This is a genomic window from Nocardioides turkmenicus (assembly GCF_011045035.1).
Lineage (GTDB): Bacteria > Actinomycetota > Actinomycetes > Propionibacteriales > Nocardioidaceae > Nocardioides > Nocardioides turkmenicus.
Genome location: NZ_JAALAA010000005.1, coordinates 141,387 through 160,694 on the forward strand (window position 1 = coordinate 141,387; position 19,308 = coordinate 160,694).

At 71.8% G+C, this 19,308-nt stretch carries 17 protein-coding genes; all 17 read left to right on the forward strand.

Annotation, left to right across the window (positions count from 1 at the left end; genetic code table 11):
* Nucleotides 1–104 precede the first annotated feature (104 nt).
* Nucleotides 105–356: a hypothetical protein gene (locus G5C66_RS07510; RefSeq protein WP_165110344.1), complete on the forward strand. Its 252-nt coding sequence runs from the start codon at nt 105–107 to the stop codon at nt 354–356.
* Between the two features lie 18 nt (nt 357–374).
* Nucleotides 375–1,523, forward strand: a complete 1,149-nt coding sequence (gene ftsY / locus G5C66_RS07515; protein ID WP_165110476.1) for a signal recognition particle-docking protein FtsY — start codon at nt 375–377, stop codon at nt 1,521–1,523.
* Between the two features lie 29 nt (nt 1,524–1,552).
* Complete coding sequence (locus G5C66_RS07520) at nt 1,553–2,758, forward strand: ROK family transcriptional regulator (protein ID WP_165110345.1); 1,206 nt, start codon at nt 1,553–1,555, stop codon at nt 2,756–2,758.
* A gap of 155 nt (nt 2,759–2,913) precedes the next feature.
* Nucleotides 2,914–5,043, forward strand: coding sequence for a PQQ-dependent sugar dehydrogenase (locus tag G5C66_RS07525; RefSeq protein ID WP_165110346.1), 2,130 nt, complete (start codon nt 2,914–2,916; stop codon nt 5,041–5,043).
* 231 nt (nt 5,044–5,274) lie between these two features.
* Complete coding sequence (locus G5C66_RS07530; RefSeq protein WP_338144098.1) at nt 5,275–6,555, forward strand: ROK family protein; 1,281 nt, start codon at nt 5,275–5,277, stop codon at nt 6,553–6,555.
* On the forward strand, nt 6,552–8,111 hold the full coding sequence (locus G5C66_RS07535; protein ID WP_206443822.1) for a sugar ABC transporter ATP-binding protein: 1,560 nt from the start codon (nt 6,552–6,554) through the stop codon (nt 8,109–8,111). The genes G5C66_RS07530 and G5C66_RS07535 overlap by 4 nt, the downstream gene beginning before the upstream one ends.
* Entirely contained in the window at nt 8,108–9,172 is a 1,065-nt protein-coding gene (locus G5C66_RS07540) for an ABC transporter permease (RefSeq protein ID WP_165110348.1), read from the forward strand. Before G5C66_RS07535 ends, G5C66_RS07540 begins: the two co-directional genes overlap by 4 nt.
* A 69-nt stretch (nt 9,173–9,241) precedes the next feature.
* Nucleotides 9,242–10,279 (forward strand): substrate-binding domain-containing protein, encoded by a 1,038-nt coding sequence (locus G5C66_RS07545; protein WP_165110349.1) that lies wholly within the window; start codon nt 9,242–9,244, stop codon nt 10,277–10,279.
* 89 nt (nt 10,280–10,368) lie between these two features.
* Nucleotides 10,369–11,544 (forward strand): Gfo/Idh/MocA family protein, encoded by a 1,176-nt coding sequence (locus tag G5C66_RS07550; protein WP_165110350.1) that lies wholly within the window; start codon nt 10,369–10,371, stop codon nt 11,542–11,544.
* Between the two features lie 57 nt (nt 11,545–11,601).
* A complete protein-coding gene (locus tag G5C66_RS07555; protein WP_165110351.1) occupies nt 11,602–12,417 on the forward strand; it encodes a ThuA domain-containing protein in 816 nt (271 codons plus the stop codon).
* Complete coding sequence (locus G5C66_RS07560) at nt 12,414–13,586, forward strand: inositol-3-phosphate synthase (RefSeq protein ID WP_338144099.1); 1,173 nt, start codon at nt 12,414–12,416, stop codon at nt 13,584–13,586. The genes G5C66_RS07555 and G5C66_RS07560 overlap by 4 nt, the downstream gene beginning before the upstream one ends.
* Nucleotides 13,583–14,431, forward strand: a complete 849-nt coding sequence (locus tag G5C66_RS07565; RefSeq protein ID WP_165110352.1) for an SCO3242 family prenyltransferase — start codon at nt 13,583–13,585, stop codon at nt 14,429–14,431. Before G5C66_RS07560 ends, G5C66_RS07565 begins: the two co-directional genes overlap by 4 nt.
* Nucleotides 14,428–15,306, forward strand: a complete 879-nt coding sequence (locus G5C66_RS07570) for a sugar phosphate isomerase/epimerase family protein (protein ID WP_165110353.1) — start codon at nt 14,428–14,430, stop codon at nt 15,304–15,306. Before G5C66_RS07565 ends, G5C66_RS07570 begins: the two co-directional genes overlap by 4 nt.
* Nucleotides 15,303–15,905: an EboA domain-containing protein gene (locus tag G5C66_RS07575; protein ID WP_165110354.1), complete on the forward strand. Its 603-nt coding sequence runs from the start codon at nt 15,303–15,305 to the stop codon at nt 15,903–15,905. Before G5C66_RS07570 ends, G5C66_RS07575 begins: the two co-directional genes overlap by 4 nt.
* A complete protein-coding gene (locus G5C66_RS07580; RefSeq protein ID WP_165110355.1) occupies nt 15,905–16,762 on the forward strand; it encodes a TatD family hydrolase in 858 nt (285 codons plus the stop codon). The genes G5C66_RS07575 and G5C66_RS07580 overlap by 1 nt, the downstream gene beginning before the upstream one ends.
* On the forward strand, nt 16,759–17,943 hold the full coding sequence (gene eboE / locus G5C66_RS07585; RefSeq protein ID WP_165110356.1) for a metabolite traffic protein EboE: 1,185 nt from the start codon (nt 16,759–16,761) through the stop codon (nt 17,941–17,943). The genes G5C66_RS07580 and eboE overlap by 4 nt, the downstream gene beginning before the upstream one ends.
* Nucleotides 17,940–19,298: an alkaline phosphatase family protein gene (locus tag G5C66_RS07590; protein ID WP_165110357.1), complete on the forward strand. Its 1,359-nt coding sequence runs from the start codon at nt 17,940–17,942 to the stop codon at nt 19,296–19,298. The genes eboE and G5C66_RS07590 overlap by 4 nt, the downstream gene beginning before the upstream one ends.
* The last annotated feature ends 10 nt before the right edge of the window (nt 19,299–19,308 follow it).

The window sequence follows — 19,308 nt, forward strand, 5'->3', positions numbered from 1 at the left end:
CGCACCCCGGCGCCGTCGAGCGTGGCGTTGTGGGCTCCGGGCGCCGGTTGTGCGAAGGTGGACGTCGTCCGTGCGTATCCAGAAGGGGGCTGGCCGAGCCAGTGTTGACCATCCTTGTCATCTTCGTGGCGATGCTGCTCATCGTCGCGCTGGCCGGACTCGTGATCGTCTACACGGTCTTCCCCCATCGCGGGCAGAAGATGCCGTACGCCACCAAGCTCGGCGAGGCGATGGAGCGGGCCGTCGACACGGCCCCCACCCTCGGTCCGGCCACGCGCCTACAGACCCGCCGTGAGGACCATCTCACCGAGCTGCTCGGTGAGCGCAAGCCAGGAACTACGGAAACCAACCCCTAGTTTGATTGGATGAGGCCCATGGAAATGGTCACCCTCATCGTCATCATCGCGGTCGCCGCTGTCGCGATCATCGGCGGCGGCATCGTCGGTCTGGTCACCAGCAGCCGGCGCCGCAAGGACCGTTCGCTGCCGCCGCAGGCGGGGACCGATGTCATCACTCGTCCTGAGGAACCGACGGTCGAGGAGCCGACCGTCGGGGAGGCCGAGCCGGAGACGGTGCCGGCCGAGCCCGCCGCCCCGGTCATCGAGAAGCCGGAGAGCACCGCGTCCCGCCTGGTGCGCCTGCGCCAGCGCCTGGCCGGCTCCAACGCGCTCGGTCGAGGCCTGCTCAACCTGCTCTCGACCGACCGGCTCGACGAGGACACCTGGGAGTCCATCGAGGACCTGCTGCTCACCGCCGACATCGGCGTCGCGCCGACCCAGGAGCTGGTCGAGGGGCTCCGCACCCGACTCCGCGTCGAGGGCAGCACGGCCGACCCGAAGGCGGCGCTGCGCGACGAGCTGATCAAGCTGGTCGACCCGAGCATGGACCGCCGACTCCAGGTCAGCGGCGCCGACGGGGCGCCCGGCGTGGTGCTGATGGTCGGCGTCAACGGCACCGGCAAGACCACCACCACCGGCAAGCTCGCCCGCATCCTGGTCTCCGAGGACCGCAAGGTCGTCCTCGGTGCCGCCGACACGTTCCGTGCCGCCGCCGCCGAGCAGCTCACCACCTGGGGCGAGCGCGTCGGCGTCGAGGTCGTCCGCGGCCCGGAGGGCACCGACCCGGCCAGCGTCGCCTTCGACTCGGTGAAGGAGGGCCTCGACACCGGCGTCGACACCGTCATCGTCGACACCGCCGGCCGGTTGCAGAACAAGGCGGGCCTGATGGACGAGCTCGGCAAGGTCAAGCGCGTCATCGAGAAGCAGACCCCGGTCACCGAGGTGCTGCTCGTCCTCGATGCCACCACCGGCCAGAACGGCCTCATCCAGGCCCGCGTCTTCAGCGAGGCGGTCGCCGTCACCGGCATCGTCCTCACCAAGCTGGACGGCTCCGCCAAGGGCGGCATCGTCGTGGCCGTCCAGCGCGAGCTCGGCGTCCCGGTGAAGCTGGTCGGCCTCGGTGAGGGCCCCGACGACCTGGCTCCGTTCACTCCCGAGGCCTTCGTCGACGCGCTTCTGGGCTGACCCGGGGGCAGGCATGGCAGGATCCCGGTATGCGTCATTCACTCGCAGGCAGGGCCGAGACCTCCATGCAGGCCCGGCTGCTCGCCCAGCTCCGTGACGAGGGCCCACTGTCGCGAGTGCAGCTCGCCGACCGGCTGAACGTCTCCCGCACCACGATCGCGGCCGAGGTGGGCCGGCTCACCGAGCTGGGCATGGCCCACGAGGTGGGGCCGGCGGCCTCTCGGGGCGGCCGGCGCTCGACCCTGGTCGACCTCGCACCCGACATCCGGTTCGTCGGCATCTCCATCGGCGCCACCAGCATGTCGGTCGGTCTCACCGACGGGCGGCTGTCGGTGATCGGCACCCGCACCCGCGCCTGCGACATCCGCAGCGGCCCGGAGAAGGTGCTCGCGACCGCGCTCGACGAGGTCCGCGCGCTCCTGGACGAGCACGGCGTCAGCGAGCCGATGGGCGCGGGGGTCGGCGTACCCGGACCGGTGGACTTCCATCGTGGCGTGTCGGTGTCGCCGCCGATCATGCCGGGCTGGGACGGCTACCCGGTGCGCGATGCGGTCGCCCGGGAGCTGGGCTGCCCGGTCGTGCTCGACAACGACGTGAACGTGCTCGCGGCGGGGGAGCAGCACGCCGGCGTCGCCCGGACCGCCCGCGACTTCCTCTACGTCAAGATCGGCACCGGCATCGGCTGCGGGATCGTCGTCGACGGGGAGCTCTACCGTGGTGTCGACGGCTGCGCCGGCGACATCGGCCACATCCGGGTCGAGGACTTCGGCCCCACCTGCGCCTGCGGCAACACCGGCTGCCTGGAGGCGTTCTCCGGGGGAGCGGCGCTCGCCCGCGAGGCGCTCGCCGCGGCCCGCTCCGGGCGCTCTCCGGTGCTGGCCGAGCTGCTCGCGGAGAAGGGTGAGCTGAGCGCCGAGGACATCGCCGTCGCGGTGGCGCGCGGCGACGCCCAGGCGGTGCAGCTCATCCGGGAGAGCGGCCACCGCATCGGCCAGGTGCTCGCCAGCCTGGTCTCGTTCTTCAACCCCGGCCTCATCGTGATCGGCGGCCGGGTCAGCAAGCTGGGCCATGGGCTGCTCGCCGAGATCCGCAGCGTGACCTACCGCCGCTCGCTGCCGCTGGCCACCGGTAACCTTCCGATCGTGCTCAGCGAGCTGGGCGACGAGGGCGGGGTCATCGGTGCCGCGCATCTGATCAGCGCCTCGGTGTACGCGCCCAGCAGCGGAGAGGTGTAGACCCGCCGTCAGACCGCTCCAAAAGCCCTTCATCGTCCCATCTTTCGAAATCTTCCTGCGAAAGAACGCAAGTCGCTTGACGTGACTGGCGTCACATCGCTACGTTCGCGGACGATCTCGCTCCCCTCCACGACAGCGAGAGAAGGAGATGGACCGTGCGCAGATTCACCCTCTGGAGCGTCGCCACGACCGTGGTCTCAGGCCTCCTGGTTCTCCCACTCACGACGTCAGCGGACGCGGCCCCCACGGCCGACCCGCCACCGGACACCGACTTCGAGAAGGTGACCCTCAACGACCGCCCCGGCGAGCCGATGGACCTCGCGGTCCTGCCCAACGGGGACGTCCTCCACACCACTCGGGCCGGCAAGGTCTGGCTCAGTGACGCCGACACCGGCGTCAACAGCATCGCCGCAGAGTTCGACGTCTACCAGCACGACGAGGAGGGTCTGCAGAGCATCGCTCTGGACCCCGGATACAACGGCCGCACCAACAAGTGGGTCTACGTCTACTACTCGCCCCCGATGAACACCCCTGTCGACGACCCGGCCACGCCGGACGTCAACGAGGGCGACGCCCCGGAGTTCGGCACGCCTGCAGATTTCGAGCCGTTCAAGGGCGCGATCCGTCTCTCCCGCTATCAGTACTCGGGCGGGAAGATCGACCTGTCCACGGAACAACAGATCATCGACGTACCCGTGGACCGCGGGCGCTGCTGCCACGTCGGCGGCGACATCGTCTTCGACTCCGCGGGCAACCTGATCCTCGCCACCGGCGACGACACCGACCCGTTCCAGTCCGACGGCTACGCTCCGCTCGACGACCGGGAGAACCGCAGCCCCGCCTTCGACGCGCGGCGTACGTCGGCCAACACCGACGACCTGCGCGGCAAGCTCCTGCGGATCAAGCCGAAGGCCGGCGGTGGCTACACCATCCCTGCCGGGAACCTGTTCGCGCCGGGCACCGACAAGACCCGCCCGGAGATCTACGCGATGGGTCTGCGCAACCCGTTCCGGATCGAGATCGACCCGCAGACCGACCGCATCTACGTGGCCGACTACTCGCCCGACGCCTCGGCGGCGAACCCGGAGCGTGGCCCGTCCGGCCAGGGCAAGTGGACGGTCGTCACCGAGCCGGCCAACTACGGCTGGCCGCTGTGCGCGACCGCTGAGATGCCCTACCGCGACTACGACTTCGGGACCGGGGTCTCCGGTCCGGCCTTCGACTGCGATGCGCCCGTCAACGACTCGCGGCACAACACCGGCCTGACCCAGCTCCCGCCGGTGACGCAGCCGACCGTCTGGTACACCTACGGCCAGTCCGAGCAGTTCCCCGAGCTGGGCACCGGCGGCATCGCCCCGATGGCCGGCCCGGCGTACGACTTCCAGAAGTCGACGACGAAGGACCCGCTCTCCGGGGCCTGGCCGGAGTACTACGACGGCGTCCCGCTGTTCGCCGAGTGGGGCCGGGACTACATCAAGGGCATGCGTCTCGACGCGGACGGCGAGCTCACCGGCATCGAGTCGGTGCTCTCCACCTTCGCCACGGACAACGTGATGGACCTGGAGTTCGGCAAGGACGGCTCGCTCTACATGCTCGAGTACGGTGACGGGTTCTTCAGCGAGAACGAGGAGGCCCAGGTCTCCCGGATCGACTACATCGCCCGCACCGGCAACCACAGCCCGAAGCCGGTCATCAGCGCCGACAAGACCGCCGGCCAGCCGCCGCTGACCGTCGCCTTCGACAGCGCCGGGACGACCGACCCCGACGGCGACAAGCTCGTCTACCAGTGGGACTTCGACGGTGACGGCACGTTCGACGCCACCGGGAAGACCGCCACCCACACCTATGCCGAGCCGGGTGCCTACCGCGCGACCCTGACCGTCACGGACAAGGGCGGCGCGGGGCGCGGCAAGCACGCCTCGGCGGACGTGGACGTGATCGTCGGCAACGACGTGCCCGTGGTGACCCTGACGACCAGCCCGGCGCCCGGCGAGGCGTTCCACTTCGGCGACACCGTGCAGTTCCAGGTCGAGGTGTCCGACGACCAGCCGGTCGACTGCGACCGGGTCTCGGTGACGTACGTCCTGGGTCATGACGAGCACGGCCACCCGCAGACCACGGCGAACGGGTGCAGCGGCTCGATCGTGACGACCGTCCCCGGCGGCCACGACCCCGGGCAGGACGACCTGAACGCGGTCTTCGTGGCGGAGTACACCGACCCCGGTGAGGGCGACATCCCGGCGCTCACCGGCACGGACGAGGTGGTGATCGCGCCCAGCAAGTGACGCCTGACTGATCGACCTGAAGGGGCACCCGGCCGTCAGTGGCCGGGTGCTCTTTTCAGTTACTTTGTCCAACAACTTTTCAAAGTCCAACAGAAACTTTTCAGAAACCGTCAAGAAAGGGTTGTACAACGTGAGCCGGGTCACTAGTTTGTCTCTCGGCCACGGAATTCTGTGACTGCTATCACAGGCTGTGGCCGCTGCATGACCCCACGACCCGGACAGGAGGCGACCGTGCGCGACGCAGACATCACCGTGCGGGTCTCCGCCACCGCCGACCCGGCTGCCGTGCGCTCCGCGCGCCTGGGTCTGCTGCTCCGGTCGCTGCGCGACCGCGGTCCGCGCTCACGGGGTCGGCTGGCCGAGGAGACCGGCCTGACCCGTACGGTCGCGACGGGGCTGGTCGACGAGCTCGTCGAGCTCGGCCTGGTCTTCTGCGAGGACGCCGACCGCCGTGGCGCGGGGCGCCCCGGGGTGCAGGTCCGACTCGTCGGCGGTGCCGTGTGCGGGGTGGGCGCCGAGGTCAACGTCGACCACCTCGCCGTCGTCGCCGTCGACCTGGCCGGGACCGTGATCGCCGAGGCCCGCCGCGGCATCGACGGCCGCAACCTCCCGGCGGAGGGTGTGCTGGCCGAGCTCGCCGACCTGATCACCGACGCCCTCGCCGAAGCACGGACGGCCGGCACCACCGTCGCCGCCATCACCGTCGGTGTCGCCGGCCTCGTCGACACCGCCACCCAGCGGGTCACGCTCGCCCCCAACCTCGGCTGGCGCGACATCGACGTCGCCGAGGACGTACGCCACCGGCTGGCCGCCACGGCCGGGCTGCTGGGCCCGGTGCCGCCGGTACGGGTGGCCAACGAGGCCACCCTCGCGGCCACCGCCGAGCTCGACCCCGCCGACGCCGACCGTGCCGACATGGTGGTGCTCTACGGCGAGGTCGGCCTGGGCGGCGCGATCGTCAGCGGTGGCCGGGTGGCCATGGGCCGCCACGGCTGGGCCGGGGAGATCGGACACCTCCAGGTCGACCCGCGCGGTCGCCGCTGCGGCTGCGGTCGCACCGGCTGCTGGGAGACCGTGGTGGGCCTCCGGGCGCTGCTCGAGTCGGCCACCGATCCCGACGACCCCATCCGTGACCCCGCGCTGACCCTCGAGGAGCGGCTCGCCACCCTGGTCGAGCGCGCCCGGCTCGCCGACGGCCGCACCCTGGCCGCGCTCGACGAGGTCGGCACCTGGCTCGGCACCGGCGCCGCCGTGCTGGTCAACGCGCTCAACCCCGGCACCGTCGTGCTCAGCGGCTACTACGCCGCGCTCGGCGAGTGGCTGCGTCCTGCCGTCGAGGCCCGGCTCGCCGCCGACGTCCTCGCGCCGCGGGCCGGCGGCACCCGGGTCGCCGTCTCCGCCTTCGGCCCCACCGCCGCGGTCCGCGGCGGCGCACTGGTCTCCCTGGAGCCGGTGCTCTCCGACCCCACCGTCCTCGCCGACCTGCCCGAACTGCACGGAGGAACTCGATGACCCAGACCCCGACGCCGTCGCCCGACGGCCCCGCTGCCGGCGCAGGCGGGGGTGACGTGCTGCTGGAGATGACCGGGATCGTGAAGCGGTTCCCCGGCGTGCTCGCCCTCGGTGGCGTCGACCTCGACGTCCGCGCGGGGGAGGTGCACTGCCTGCTCGGGCAGAACGGCGCCGGCAAGTCGACCCTGATCAAGGTGCTCTCGGCGGCGTACCAGCCCGACGAGGGGGAGATCCTCTGGGAGGGCGAGCCGGTCCGGCTGGCCACGCCGGTCGCCGCCATGAAGCTGGGCATCTCGACGATCTACCAGGAGCTCGACCTGGTGCCCGGGCTCACCGTGACCGAGAACATCTTCCTCGGCCACGAGCTCGCCACGGCCGGGTTCAGCCGCCGCGCCGAGGCGACCCAGCGGGTGCGTACGCTCCTGGAGCGGCTCGGGCACAGCGAGGTCGACCCGAACCGTCTGGTCGGTGACCTCTCGCCGGCCGGGCAGCAGATCGTCTCGATGGCGCGGGCGCTGTCACACGACACCCGCCTGCTCATCCTCGACGAGCCGTCGGCGGTCCTGGACCAGGAGGAGGTCGACAACCTCTTCCGGGTGGTCCGCGGCCTCACCGCGGAGGGCGTCGCGATCATCTACATCTCCCACCGCCTCGAGGAGATCCGCCAGATCGGCGACCGGATCACGGTCCTCAAGGACGGTCGCACGGTGGCCACCGGCCTCTCGGTCGCGGAGACCCCGACGCGGGAGCTGATCACGCTGATGACCGGCCGGGAGATCGAGTACGTCTTCCCCGACCGCCCCTCCACGCGGCCCGCTCACGACGCCGCGCCGGTGCTCGAGGCCAGCGGCCTGTCCGGCGACCGCTTCCGCGACGTCGACCTGCGGGTCCACGCCGGCGAGATCGTCGGGCTGGCGGGCCTGGTCGGCTCCGGCCGCTCGGAGATCCTGGAGACCATCTACGGTGCCCGCCGCTCGAGCGCGGGCACGGTCACGGTCAACGGCCGCCGGCTGCGCCGTGGCTCGGTCCGCGCCGCGGTCGCCGCCGGGATCGGTCTAGCCCCCGAGGAGCGGAAGAGCCAGGGGCTGCTGCTCGACCAGGCCGTCTACCGCAACGTGACGGTCTCGTCCCTGAACCGCTTCTCCAAGGGCAGCTTCCTCGACAGCGGCGCCGAGCGCCGCGCCGCCGAGGAGCTCAGCCGCTCGCTCGACGTACGTCCGGCCGGGGTGGACCGGCCGGTCCGCAACCTGTCGGGCGGCAACCAGCAGAAGGTCGTGCTCGCCCGGTGGCTGCTGCGCGACTGCAAGGTGCTGCTCCTCGACGAGCCCACCCGGGGCGTCGACGTGGGGGCGCGCACCGAGATCTACAACCTCGTCCGCCGTCTGGCCGACGAAGGCGTCGCCGTGGTCGTGGTGTCCAGCGAGGTGGAGGAGGTGCTCGGTCTCGCCGACCGGGTCCTCGTCATCAGCGAGGGCTCCGTCGTCCATGAGGGACCCGCCACCGAGATCGACGAGTCGAAGGTCCTGGACCTCGTGATGGAAGGAGAGGTCGCATGAGCGACACGCCCACAGACGCTGCTGTGACCCCGGCGGACACGGCCCGGGTGGAGAAGGAGGCTGCCGGTAGCGGGACCCGCAGGGCCGATCCGGGTGGTCTCAGCCGGCTGCTGCAAGGCGGAGCCGGCCACAACCTCGGTCTGGTCCTGGCGCTGGCGTTGCTGGCCCTGGTCGGCGTCCTCTCCGGTGGCGAGCGGTTCGCCTCGGTCGACAACGTGATGACGATCCTGCGGCTCGCTGCGGTGATCGGCGTGGTCAGCATCGGGATGACGTTCGTCATCACCGGGGGCGGCATCGACCTGTCGGTGGGTGCCCTGGTCGCGCTCTCCTCGATCTGGTGCACGACCCTGGCCAACCAGGCGATGGCCAACGACGTCCACTGGATCATCATCGTCACCACCGCCCTCCTGGTCGGCGCGGGAGCCGGCCTGATCAACGGGCTGCTGATCGCGTACGGCGGAGTGGTGCCGTTCATCGCGACGCTGGCGATGATGGCCAGCGCCCGCGGTCTGGCGGAGATCATCTCCGCCCGCAAGACCCAGATCGTCAGCGTCCCCGGCTTCACCGACGCGTTCTCCCGCGACATCCTCGGGATCTCGGTGCTGATCTGGATCTTCGCCATCGTGGCCGTGATCGGCTGGGTCCTGCTCAACCGCACCACCTTCGGCCGGCGCACGCTGGCCATCGGTGGCAACCCGGAGGCCTCGCGCCTGGCCGGCATCAACGTACGCCGCCACACGGTGCTCCTCTACGTGCTCGTCGGGGTCTGCTGCGGGATCGCGGCCGTCATGCTGATCGCCCGGACCACCACCGGCAGCGCCACCCACGGTCAGCTCTACGAGCTGGAGGCGATCGCCGCGGTCGTCATCGGCGGCACCCTGCTCTCCGGTGGCCGGGGCACGATCGTCGGCACCGTCTTCGGGGTGCTGATCTTCGCGACCCTCACCAACGTGTTCGTGATCAACAACCTCTCGATCTCCGCCCAGGCCTTCACCAAGGGCTTGATCATCGTCGCCGCCGTGCTGCTGCAGCAGCGGTTCTCACGACGGCCAGGGTCATGACCGGTACATGTCCTCGACCCTCTCGGACTCGTCTCTCCTCCACCTCTCGCACGATCTAGGAGCACCACCATGAAACTGAAGTCCACCGCAAGAATCCTCGTCGCCGGGCTCTCGGTGCTGGCCCTCTCGGCCTGCATCAGCAACACCCCGGAGAAGTCCGAGAACGTCGGCGGCACCTCCAACGCCAAGGCCGGCTCCAACGACGAGAAGGGCGACACGGTCGTCATCGGCTTCTCGGCCCCCGCCGCCGACCACGGCTGGATGGGCGCGATCAGCGAGCAGGCCAAGGCCGCTGCCGAGGCGTACGAGGACGTCGACTTCCGCCTGGCGGAAGGCACCAACGAGGTCGGCCTGCAGATCAGCCAGGTCGAGACCTTCATCAACGACAAGGTCGACGCCATCGTGCTGCTGCCCTTCGACGGCGCTGCGTTGACGCCGGTCGCGCTCAAGGCGATGGAGGCCGGCATCCCGGTCATCAACGTCGACCGTGAGTTCAACGACCCCAACGCCGCCCGCGTCACCGTGCTCGGTGACAACTACGGCATGGGCGTCTCGGCCGGTGAGTACGTCTGCGAGCAGGCCGACGGCAAGACGGACGCCGTCGTGGCCGAGATCGCCGGCATCGACTCGCTGCCGCTGACCCAGGACCGCAGCCAGGGCTTCAAGGACGCGCTGGCCAAGTGCGACCTCGACGTCGACAACCGGGTCGCCGCCGACTTCACCGTCGAGGGCGGCGAGAAGGCGGCCTCCAACCTGCTCCAGGCAGCGCCGAAGATCGACTTCCTGTGGAACCACGACGACGACCAGGGCGTCGGCGTCCTCGCCGCGATCAACAACGCCGGCCGCGACGAGTTCACGATGATCGGCGGCGCCGGCTCGGCCAACGCGATGCGCGAGATCGAGGCGGACAAGGGCGTCCTCAAGGCGACGGTCATCTACCCGTCGACCCAGGCCGCCGACGGCATCAAGCTCGCCCGGCTCCTGGCGCAGGACAAGGCGATGTCCGACCTGGTCGAGGTGACCGTGCCGCGCACGATCCAGCTGGACGCGCCGGTCGTCACCAAGGAGAACGTGGCGGAGTTCCTCCCCACGGCCTTCGAGTCCTGACCGCCTGACCCAGCCAGACCCAGCCAGACCGCAAGGTCGCTCCGCGCTCGGGCGCGGGGCGACACCACCGAACACAGGATCGAGTTCCGATGACCGAGCAGAACGCCACACTCGGGGTGGGGATGATCGGGTACGCCTTCATGGGCGCCGTCCACTCCCACGCCTGGCGCAGCGCCCACCGCTTCTTCGACCTCCCCCTCACCCCGCGGATGCAGGTCGTCTGCGGCCGTGACGCCGACCGCGTGGCCGAGGCCGCGACCCGCTTCGGCTGGGCGGAGAGCGCCACCGACTGGCGCGAGGTGATAGCCCGCGACGACGTCGACCTGATCGACGTGTGCACGCCCGGCGACACCCACGTGGAGATCGCGATCGCTGCGCTGGAGGCCGGCAAGCACGTGCTGTGCGAGAAGCCGCTGGCCAACACCGTGGCCGAGGCCGAGCGGATGGCTGCGGCCGCTGCCCAGGCCGCGGAGCGGGGCGTACGGGCGATGGTCGGGTTCACCTATCGCCGGGTGCCCGCGATCGCGCTGGCCCGGAAGCTCGTCGCGGACGGTCGGCTCGGGGAGCTCCACCACGTGCGGGCGCAGTATCTGCAGGACTGGCTGGCTGACCCCGAGACCCCGCTGAGCTGGCGTCTCGACAAGACCAAGGCCGGCTCGGGCGCGCTCGGCGACATCGGCGCCCATGTCATCGACCTGACGCAGCACATCACCGGGGACCGGATCCAGGAGGTCTCCGGGATGCTGGAGACCTTCGTCAAGGAGCGCCCGGTGGCCTCGGCCTCCTCGGGGCTGTCCGCGACGGCCGGGGCCGGACGCGGTCCGGTCACCGTCGACGACGCTGCGGTCTTCCTGGCCCGGTTCTCCGGGGGAGCGGTCGGCTCCTTCGAGGCCACCCGCTTCGCGACCGGCCGCAAGAACGCGATCCGGATCGAGATCAACGGGTCGAAGGGCAGCCTGGCCTTCGACTTCGAGGACATGAACGTCCTGCACTTCCACGACGCGACCCTGCCGGACGCCGAGGGCGGCTTCCGGCGGATCGTGGTCACCGAGCCGGACCACCCGTGGGTGGCGGGCTGGTGGCCGCCGGGACACGGTCTCGGCTACGAGCACGGCTTCACCCACCAGGTCGTCGACCTCGTCCGCGCACTCGGTGACGGTGCCGAGCCCACACCGACGTTCGCCGACGGGCTCCAGGTGCAGCGCGTTCTCGCCGCCGTCGAGACCAGCTCCGACACCAGGACGTGGCAGGAGATCCCCGCCTGACCCATCCCCCGCTCTCGCCTGGAACGACTCTGCCACTCAGTTCGGAAAGGACGCACCATGAAGTACGCATCGAGAAGAAACGTGATCGCGGGAGCTGGCCTGGTGGCCGCGGCCGCAGTGGCCCCGGGTCTGTCGTCGGCACCGGCCGCGCGAGCAGCCGGCTCCGGCCTGGGCGAGGCGGCGGGGACGTACCAGGTCCTGGTGTTCTCCAAGACCGCCGGGTTCCGGCACGGCTCCATCCCCTACGGCATCGCGGCGATCGAGAAGCTGGGGGTCGAGAACGGCTTCACGGTGACCGCCACCGAGGACGCGGCGGTGTTCAACGACACCGACCTGGCGGCGTACGCGGCGGTGGTGTGGCTCTCCACGACCGGGAACGTGCTCGACGCCGGCCAGCAGGCGGCCTTCGAGCGCTACATCCAGGGCGGCGGCGGGTACGTGGGCATCCACGCCGCCTCCGACACCGAGTACGACTGGCCCTGGTACGGCGGCCTGGTCGGTGCGTACTTCGCCGGCCATCCCGCCCAGCAGACCGCAACGGTGAAGGTGCGTGCGCACAACACCGCTGCCACGGCCGAGCTGCCGAAGCGGTGGACGCGCTGGGACGAGTGGTACAGCTTCCGCGCCCGTCCGGCCGACTCGGTCAGGATCCTCGCCGACCTCGACGAGCGCAGCTACGACCCGGGCCGGTTCGCGATGGGTGAGCCGCACCCGATCGCCTGGTGCCACGAGTACGACGGTGGCCGGGCCTTCTACACCGGGATGGGCCACACCAACGAGTCGTTCACCGAGCCGGAGTTTCTCTCCCACGTGCTCGGCGGCATCCAGATGGCTGCCGGAGTCGCGCCGCTCAGGGCCGGGGCAGACCGGTGACCGGGCAGGGCACCGGCTCGGGGAGAGTCGGCCTCTGGCTGATCGGTGCCCGCGGCTCGGTCGGGGTCACGACGATCGTCGGAGCCCTGGCCGTCCGGGCAGGGCTCGCCGGCCGGGTCGGGCTCGTGGCCGAGCAGCCGGAGATCGCTGCGGCAGGCCTGCCCTCCCTCGACGAGCTCGTCATCGGAGGCCACGACCTCGCCACCGACCCCCTGGTGAAGCGGGCCGAGCGGCTTGCCGCCGGCGGGGTCGTCCCCGCCGGGATCCTGCCGGGGATCGCGAGCGAGCTCGAGGAGGTCGAGGGGCGGCTGCGTACGGGGTATGACGTCTCGAGCGAGGAGCACCAACGAGAGGCGATCGAGAGGCTGAGTGCCGATCTCGTCGCCTTCCGCGAGGCCCACGGACTCGAGCGGGTGGTCGTGGTGGACGTCGCCAGCACCGAGCCGCCGGCAGAGGTCGTCCACGGCGGGCCGTTGGCCGACCCCGACGCTCTGGACGCGGCGCTGGCGGCGGGGGAGTCGCCGCTGCCGGCCAGCTCCGTCTACGTGCTGGCGGCCTACCGGGCCGGCTGCCCGGTGGTCTCGTTCACCCCCAGCCCGGGGCCACGCCTGCCGGTGCTCGTCACGCTCGCCGAGCGGGCCGGGCTGCCGTGGGCGGGCTCGGACGGCAAGACGGGCGAGACGCTGCTCAAGTCGGCGCTGGCGCCGATGTTCGCCACCCGGGCGCTGCAGGTCAACGCCTGGGCGTCCTACAACATGCTCGGCGGCGGCGACGGTGCCACGCTCGCCGACCCGGACAACGCGCGCAGCAAGCTGGTCACCAAGGCCCAAGGGCTGGAGGCGATGCTCGGTCACCCGGTGGAGGGGCCGATGCACATCGACTACGTCCCCGACCACGGCGACTGGAAGACGGCCATCGACCACGTCTCCTTCGAGGGCTTCCTCGGGGTGCGGATGTCGCTGCAGTTCACCTGGAGCGGCTGCGACTCGGCGCTGGCCGCTCCGCTGGTGCTCGACCTGGCCCGGCTGACCCTGCGCGCGCACGAGGTCGGGGAGGCCGGTCCGCTGCCGTTCGGGTTCTTCTTCAAGGACCCGGCCGGTTCGACCGAGCACCGTCTCGGTACGCAGTGGGACGAGCTGGTCGCGTGGTGTGCCCGGGTGGGCGCATGACGTCTCGTGCCCGAGCCTTCGCCGAGCTGGTCCGGCTGCCGGCGGCCCTCACCGTGCCGGGCGACACCCTGGCCGGTGCGGCCGCGGCCGGGCCGCTCGGCGCCCGGTCGCTGGCGATGCCGGCCGCGTCGGTGGCGCTCTACTGGGCCGGGATGGCGCTCAACGACTGGGCCGACCGCGATCTCGACGCCGTCGAACGGCCGGAGCGACCGATCCCGTCCGGGCGGATCAGCCCGCGCCAGGCGCTGGGGACCGCCGTCGGGCTGACCGCGGCCGGTGTCGGGCTGGCCGCGCTCGCCGGAGGGCGTCCGGCCGCGGCCACGGCTGCCGCCCTGGCCGGGGCGGTGTGGGCCTACGACACCGTGCTCAAGGACACCGCCGCCGGGCCGGTCGCGATGGCCGCGGCCCGAGGTCTCGACGTGCTCCTCGGGGCGAGCGCCGCGGGGCGTACGAGGGCCGGGCTGGTGCCCGCCGGGCTGCTGGCGGCCCACACCGCGGGGGTCACCCTGCTCAGCCGAGGCGAGGTGCGCGGCACCCAGCCCGTCACAGCCGGTCTCGCCGGCGGGGTCACGGTCGCGACCGCGGCCGTGGCGGCCGGCCACGGGAGGGCGGCGCTTCCCGTCGCCCTCGCCGCGACGTACGCAGGCAGTGTCGGCTCCGCCCAGCTCGCCGCGGTCTCCTCGCCGGATGCCGGCACGGTCCGGCGGGCGACCGGGGCCGGGATCCGCGGGATGATCCCGCTGCAGGCCGCGCTCGTCGCCCGGCGCTCGCCGCTGGCCGCGATCGGGCTGCTGGCTGCGGGGCCGATCGTGAAGACCGCCTCGAAGGTGGTGTCCCCGACATGAGCGCGACGAGCACCCTGCGGTTCGGGTACGGCACCAACGGCATGCACAGCCACCGGCTCGAGGACGCCCTGACCATCCTGGCCGACCTCGGCTACGACGGCGTCGCGCTGACCCTCGACCACCTCCACCTCGATCCCTACCGGCCCAACCTGGCGAGCCGCGTCGCGCAGGTGGGACGCCGGCTCGACGAGCTCGGCCTTGCGGTCGTGATCGAGACCGGCGCCCGCTACATCCTCGACCCGCGCCGCAAGCACTACCCGACCCTGCTCCATCCCGGCCAGGACGCCAGCCGGCGGGTCGACTACCTGCACCGGGCCGTCGAGGTCGCCGCCGACCTCGGCGCCGAGGCCGTCTCGTTCTGGTCGGGCACCCTGCCCGAGGGCGTCGAGGAGGATCGCGCCTGGGGACGCCTGTGCGACGGGGTCTGGCGGGTCCTCGACCTCGCGCAGCGTCGTGGGGTCGTGTGCGCCGTCGAGCCCGAGCCCGGTCACTTCGTCGACACCCTCGACGCCGTGCTGGAGCTGCGCCGACGGCTCGACGACCCCGACCTGCTCCGGGTCACGCTCGACATCGGACACGTGGTCTGCAACGAGCCGCGGGGGATGGCCGAGACCATCCGCCGGGCCGGGCTGCTGCTGGCCAACGTGCAGGTCGACGACATGGTCGAGGGCGTCCACGAGCACCTCGAGCTCGGCACCGGGCGCGTCGACTTCGCCGAGGCGCTCGGGGCGCTCGTCGAGATCGGCTACACCGGTCTCGCCGCGCTCGAGCTGCCCCGCCAGTCCCACGCCGCGCCGGTCGTTGCCGAGCGCTCCCTCGCGTTCCTGCGCGAGACCCTCGCGGCGCTTCCCGACCCCGAGGAGGTGCGCGCATGAACGAGACGCTGCTGACCGAGTGGTGCGCCGAGATCCAGACCGAACCGACCCGGATCCGCACCCGGTTCCCGGCCGCGGCGCGCGAGCTCGGACGGAGTCCCGGCACCGCGACCGAGCCGGGGGAGGAGCGGGTCGAGGACGACGTACGCCTGCGGCTGCTGGGCGCCCTCGGGCGTGGCCTCGCCGACGACGCCGACCGACTGAGCACGGAGGTGCACGACCTCTACCGTTTCGGCGACGCCGACGAGCGGCGCGCGGTCGTGCTCGGCCTCGGCCTCCTCTCCGAGGAGCTGGGGGACCGGGCCGTCGACCTGCTCCACGACGCGCTGCGCACCAACGACCCTCGGCTGGTGGCCGCTGCCGTGGGGACGTACGCGGCTCGTCTCGACGACGCGATGTGGCGCCAGGCAGTCCTGAAGTGCCTCTTCGTCGGTGTGCCGCTCCGTCTGGTGTCGGGTCTCGATGATCGCGCCGACGACGAGCTGCGCCGGATGGTCGCCGACTACGCCGCCGAGCGGCAGGCCGCCGGCCGCGAGGTGCCCTCCGACGCCCTGCCGTTCCTCTCCGCCCCCGTCCCCACCACCACTCGGGAGTCCTGATGCGCATCTTCGACCCGCACATCCACATGAGCTCGCGTACGACCGACGACTACGAGGCGATGTACGCCGCGGGCGTCCGCGCCCTGGTGGAGCCGGCCTTCTGGCTCGGCCAGCCGCGGACCAGCGTCGACTCGTTCGTCGACTACTTCGACTCGCTGGTCGGCTGGGAGCGGTTCCGGGCCTCGCAGTTCGGGATCGCCCACCACTGCACGATCGCGCTCAACCCGAAGGAGGCCAACGACCCGCGCTGCACGCCGGTGCTCGACCTGCTGCCGCGCTACCTCGCCAAGGACGGCGTCGTCGCGGTCGGCGAGGTGGGCTTCGACTCGATGACCGAGGACGAGGAGAAGGCCTTCAGCCGGCAGCTGGAGCTGGCTCGGGAGTTCGCGCTGCCGGCGATGGTGCACACGCCCCACCGCGACAAGCTCGCCGGCACCCGCCGCACCCTCGACCTGGTCGAGGCGGCCGGGATGGAGCCCCGCATGGTCGTCGTCGACCACCTCAACGAGGTCACCGTCGACATCGTGGACGAGGCGGGCGCCTGGATGGGCTTCTCGATCTACCCCGACACGAAGATGGACCCCGACCGGATGGTCGCCATCCTTCAGCGCCGCGGTCTCGACCGGGTGCTGGTCAACTCCGCCGCCGACTGGGGCAGGTCGGATCCGCTGCGGACACGGGCGACCGGCGAGGCGATGCTCGCCGCCGGGTTCTCCGAGGACGACGTCGACAAGGTCCTGTGGCGCAACCCGGTGGAGTTCTTCGGTCAGAGCGGGCGGCTGCTGCTGGACGTACCTTCGGCCGACGAGGGTGCGACCTTCGCCGGCAACTCGCTGCTGCGAGGTGAGCGGGCATGAGGTTCCGGCACCGCGACGGCACCGTCGTCCACCTCGGCTACTGCAGCAACGTGCACCCGGCCGAGGACGTCGACGGCATCCTCGACCAGCTGCGCCGCTACGCCGGTGAGGTCCGGTCGCGCCTCGGCGAGACCCGGCTCGGCCTCGGCCTCTGGCTTCCGGCGGCGACGGCCCACGAGCTCGCCGGCGACCCGGCCACCCTCGACCGGCTCCGCGCCGACCTGGACCGCCACGGCCTCGAGGTGGTCACCCTCAACGCCTTCCCGTACGCCGGGTTCCACGCCCCGGTCGTGAAGCGCGACGTCTACTCACCGGACTGGTCGACGCGGCGCCGCCTCGACTACACCCTCGACTGCGCCCGGGTGCTGGCGGCGCTGCTGCCTGACGACGCTGCCCGCGGCAGCATCTCGACCCTGCCGCTCGGCTGGCGCACCCCGTGGTTCACCGACCGCGACCGGGCCGCCCGGGAGCTGATCGGCGAGCTCGCCGACGGCCTGGCCGGCCTCGAGGCGGAGCACGGCCGGACGATCCGGGTCGGGTTCGAGCCCGAGCCCGGGTGCGTCGTGGAGACCACCCGCGACGCGGTGACCCGGCTCGCCGGGCTGGCGCCTGACCACCTCGGGATCTGCGTCGACACCTGCCACCTCGCCACCCAGTTCGAGGACGCCGCCGAGGCGCTCGACCGGCTGCAGGTGGCGAACCTGCCGGTCGTGAAGGTCCAGGTCTCCGCCGCCCTGCACGCCGACGACCCGAGCGACCCGGCGACCCGCGAGGCCCTGGCGTCCTACGCCGAGGACCGCTTCCTCCACCAGACCCGCGAGCCCCGCGGGGCGCGGGTGGACAGCCGCGACGACCTGCCCGAGGCGCTCGGCGGCCATCGTCCGCTGCCGGCCGAGCATCCCTGGCGGGTGCACTTCCACGTACCTCTTCATGCCGATCCGGCGCCGCCGCTGCGCAGCACCCGCGACCACCTCGCCGGCACGCTCGACGCGCTGCTCGGCGGCCCGGTGGCGCACACCGACCACCTCGAGGTCGAGACCTACACCTGGGGTGTCCTGCCCGAGCAGGCCCGCCCGGACGGTGACGCCGGGCTCGTCGCGGGCATCGCGGCCGAGCTGGCCTGGACCCGCGACCGGCTGCTCGAGTCCGGTCTGGAACAGCTGCAGGAGGCATCGGCATGAGCGACAGGCTTCTGGTGATCGACGTGGTCGGGATGACCCCCGACCTGCTCCGGCACATGCCGCGGGTGCGTCAGGTGGGGGAGTCGGGGTTCACCGCCGAGCTCGGCACCGTGCTGCCCGCGGTCACCTGCTCGGTCCAGTCGACCTTCCTGACCGGCGCCCTGCCGCGCGACCACGGCATCGTCGGCAACGGCTGGTTCTTCCGCGACCTCGGCGAGGTGCTGCTGTGGCGCCAGCACAACGCGCTGGTGCAGGGCGAGAAGCTCTGGGACGTCGTACGCCGCCGGCGACCGGGCGCGAAGGTCGCCAACATCTGCTGGTGGTACGCCATGGGCGCCGACGTCGACACCACCGTCACCCCGCGTCCGGCCTACCACGCTGACGGCAAGAAGTCGCCGGACTGCTGGACCTGGCCGCCGTCGCTCCACGACACCCTCACCGAGGAGCTCGGCCCGTTCCCGCTGTTCACCTACTGGGGACCGACCGCCTCGATCAAGAGCTCGGCCTGGATCGTCGCCGCCGCCCGCAAGGTCATGCCCGACCACGACCTCACCCTCGTCTACGTCCCCCACCTCGACTACGACCTGCAGCGGTTCGGCCCCGACAGTCCGCAGGCGATCCAGGCGGCTCGAGACGTCGACGCCACCCTGGCGCCGCTGCTCGATGACGCCGACGCCGCTGGCGTTCGCGTCGTGCTGCTGAGCGAGTACGGCATCACGAAGGCGTCCCGCCCGGTCGACGTCAACCGGCTGCTGCGCCGCGAGGGCCTCCTGCACGTGCACCACAACGCCACCGGCGAGCTGCTCGACCCGTGGACGTCGCGCGCCTTCGCGGTCGCCGACCACCAGATCGCCCATGTCTACATCAAGGACCCCGCCGACCTGGAGCGAGTCCGGGACCTGCTCACCCGCCTCGACGGCGTCGCCGAGGTCCTCGACCGCACCGGCCAGGCGGCGTACGGACTGGACCACGAGCGTGCCGGCGAGCTCGTCGTGGTGGCAGAGCCGGACGCCTGGTTCACCTACTACTACTGGCTCGACGACGCGAACGCGCCCGACTTCGCCCGTGGCGTCGAGATCCACAAGAAGCCCGGCTACGACCCCGCCGAGCTGTTCCTCGACCCCGAGGACCGCTGGGTCAAGCTCCGGGCCGCCGCCACCCTGGCCCGCAAGACGGCCGGGCTGCGCTACGCGATGAGCGTCGTGCCGCTCGACCCCGCCCCGGTCTCGGGCAGCCACGGCCGGCTGCCGGACGACCCCGAGCACGGTCCCGTGCTCATCTGCTCCGAGGCCTCCGCCAAGCGCGACCGGTTCGAGGCCACCGAGGTCCGCGACCTGCTCGCTTCTCTGCTCTGACCCTCAGACC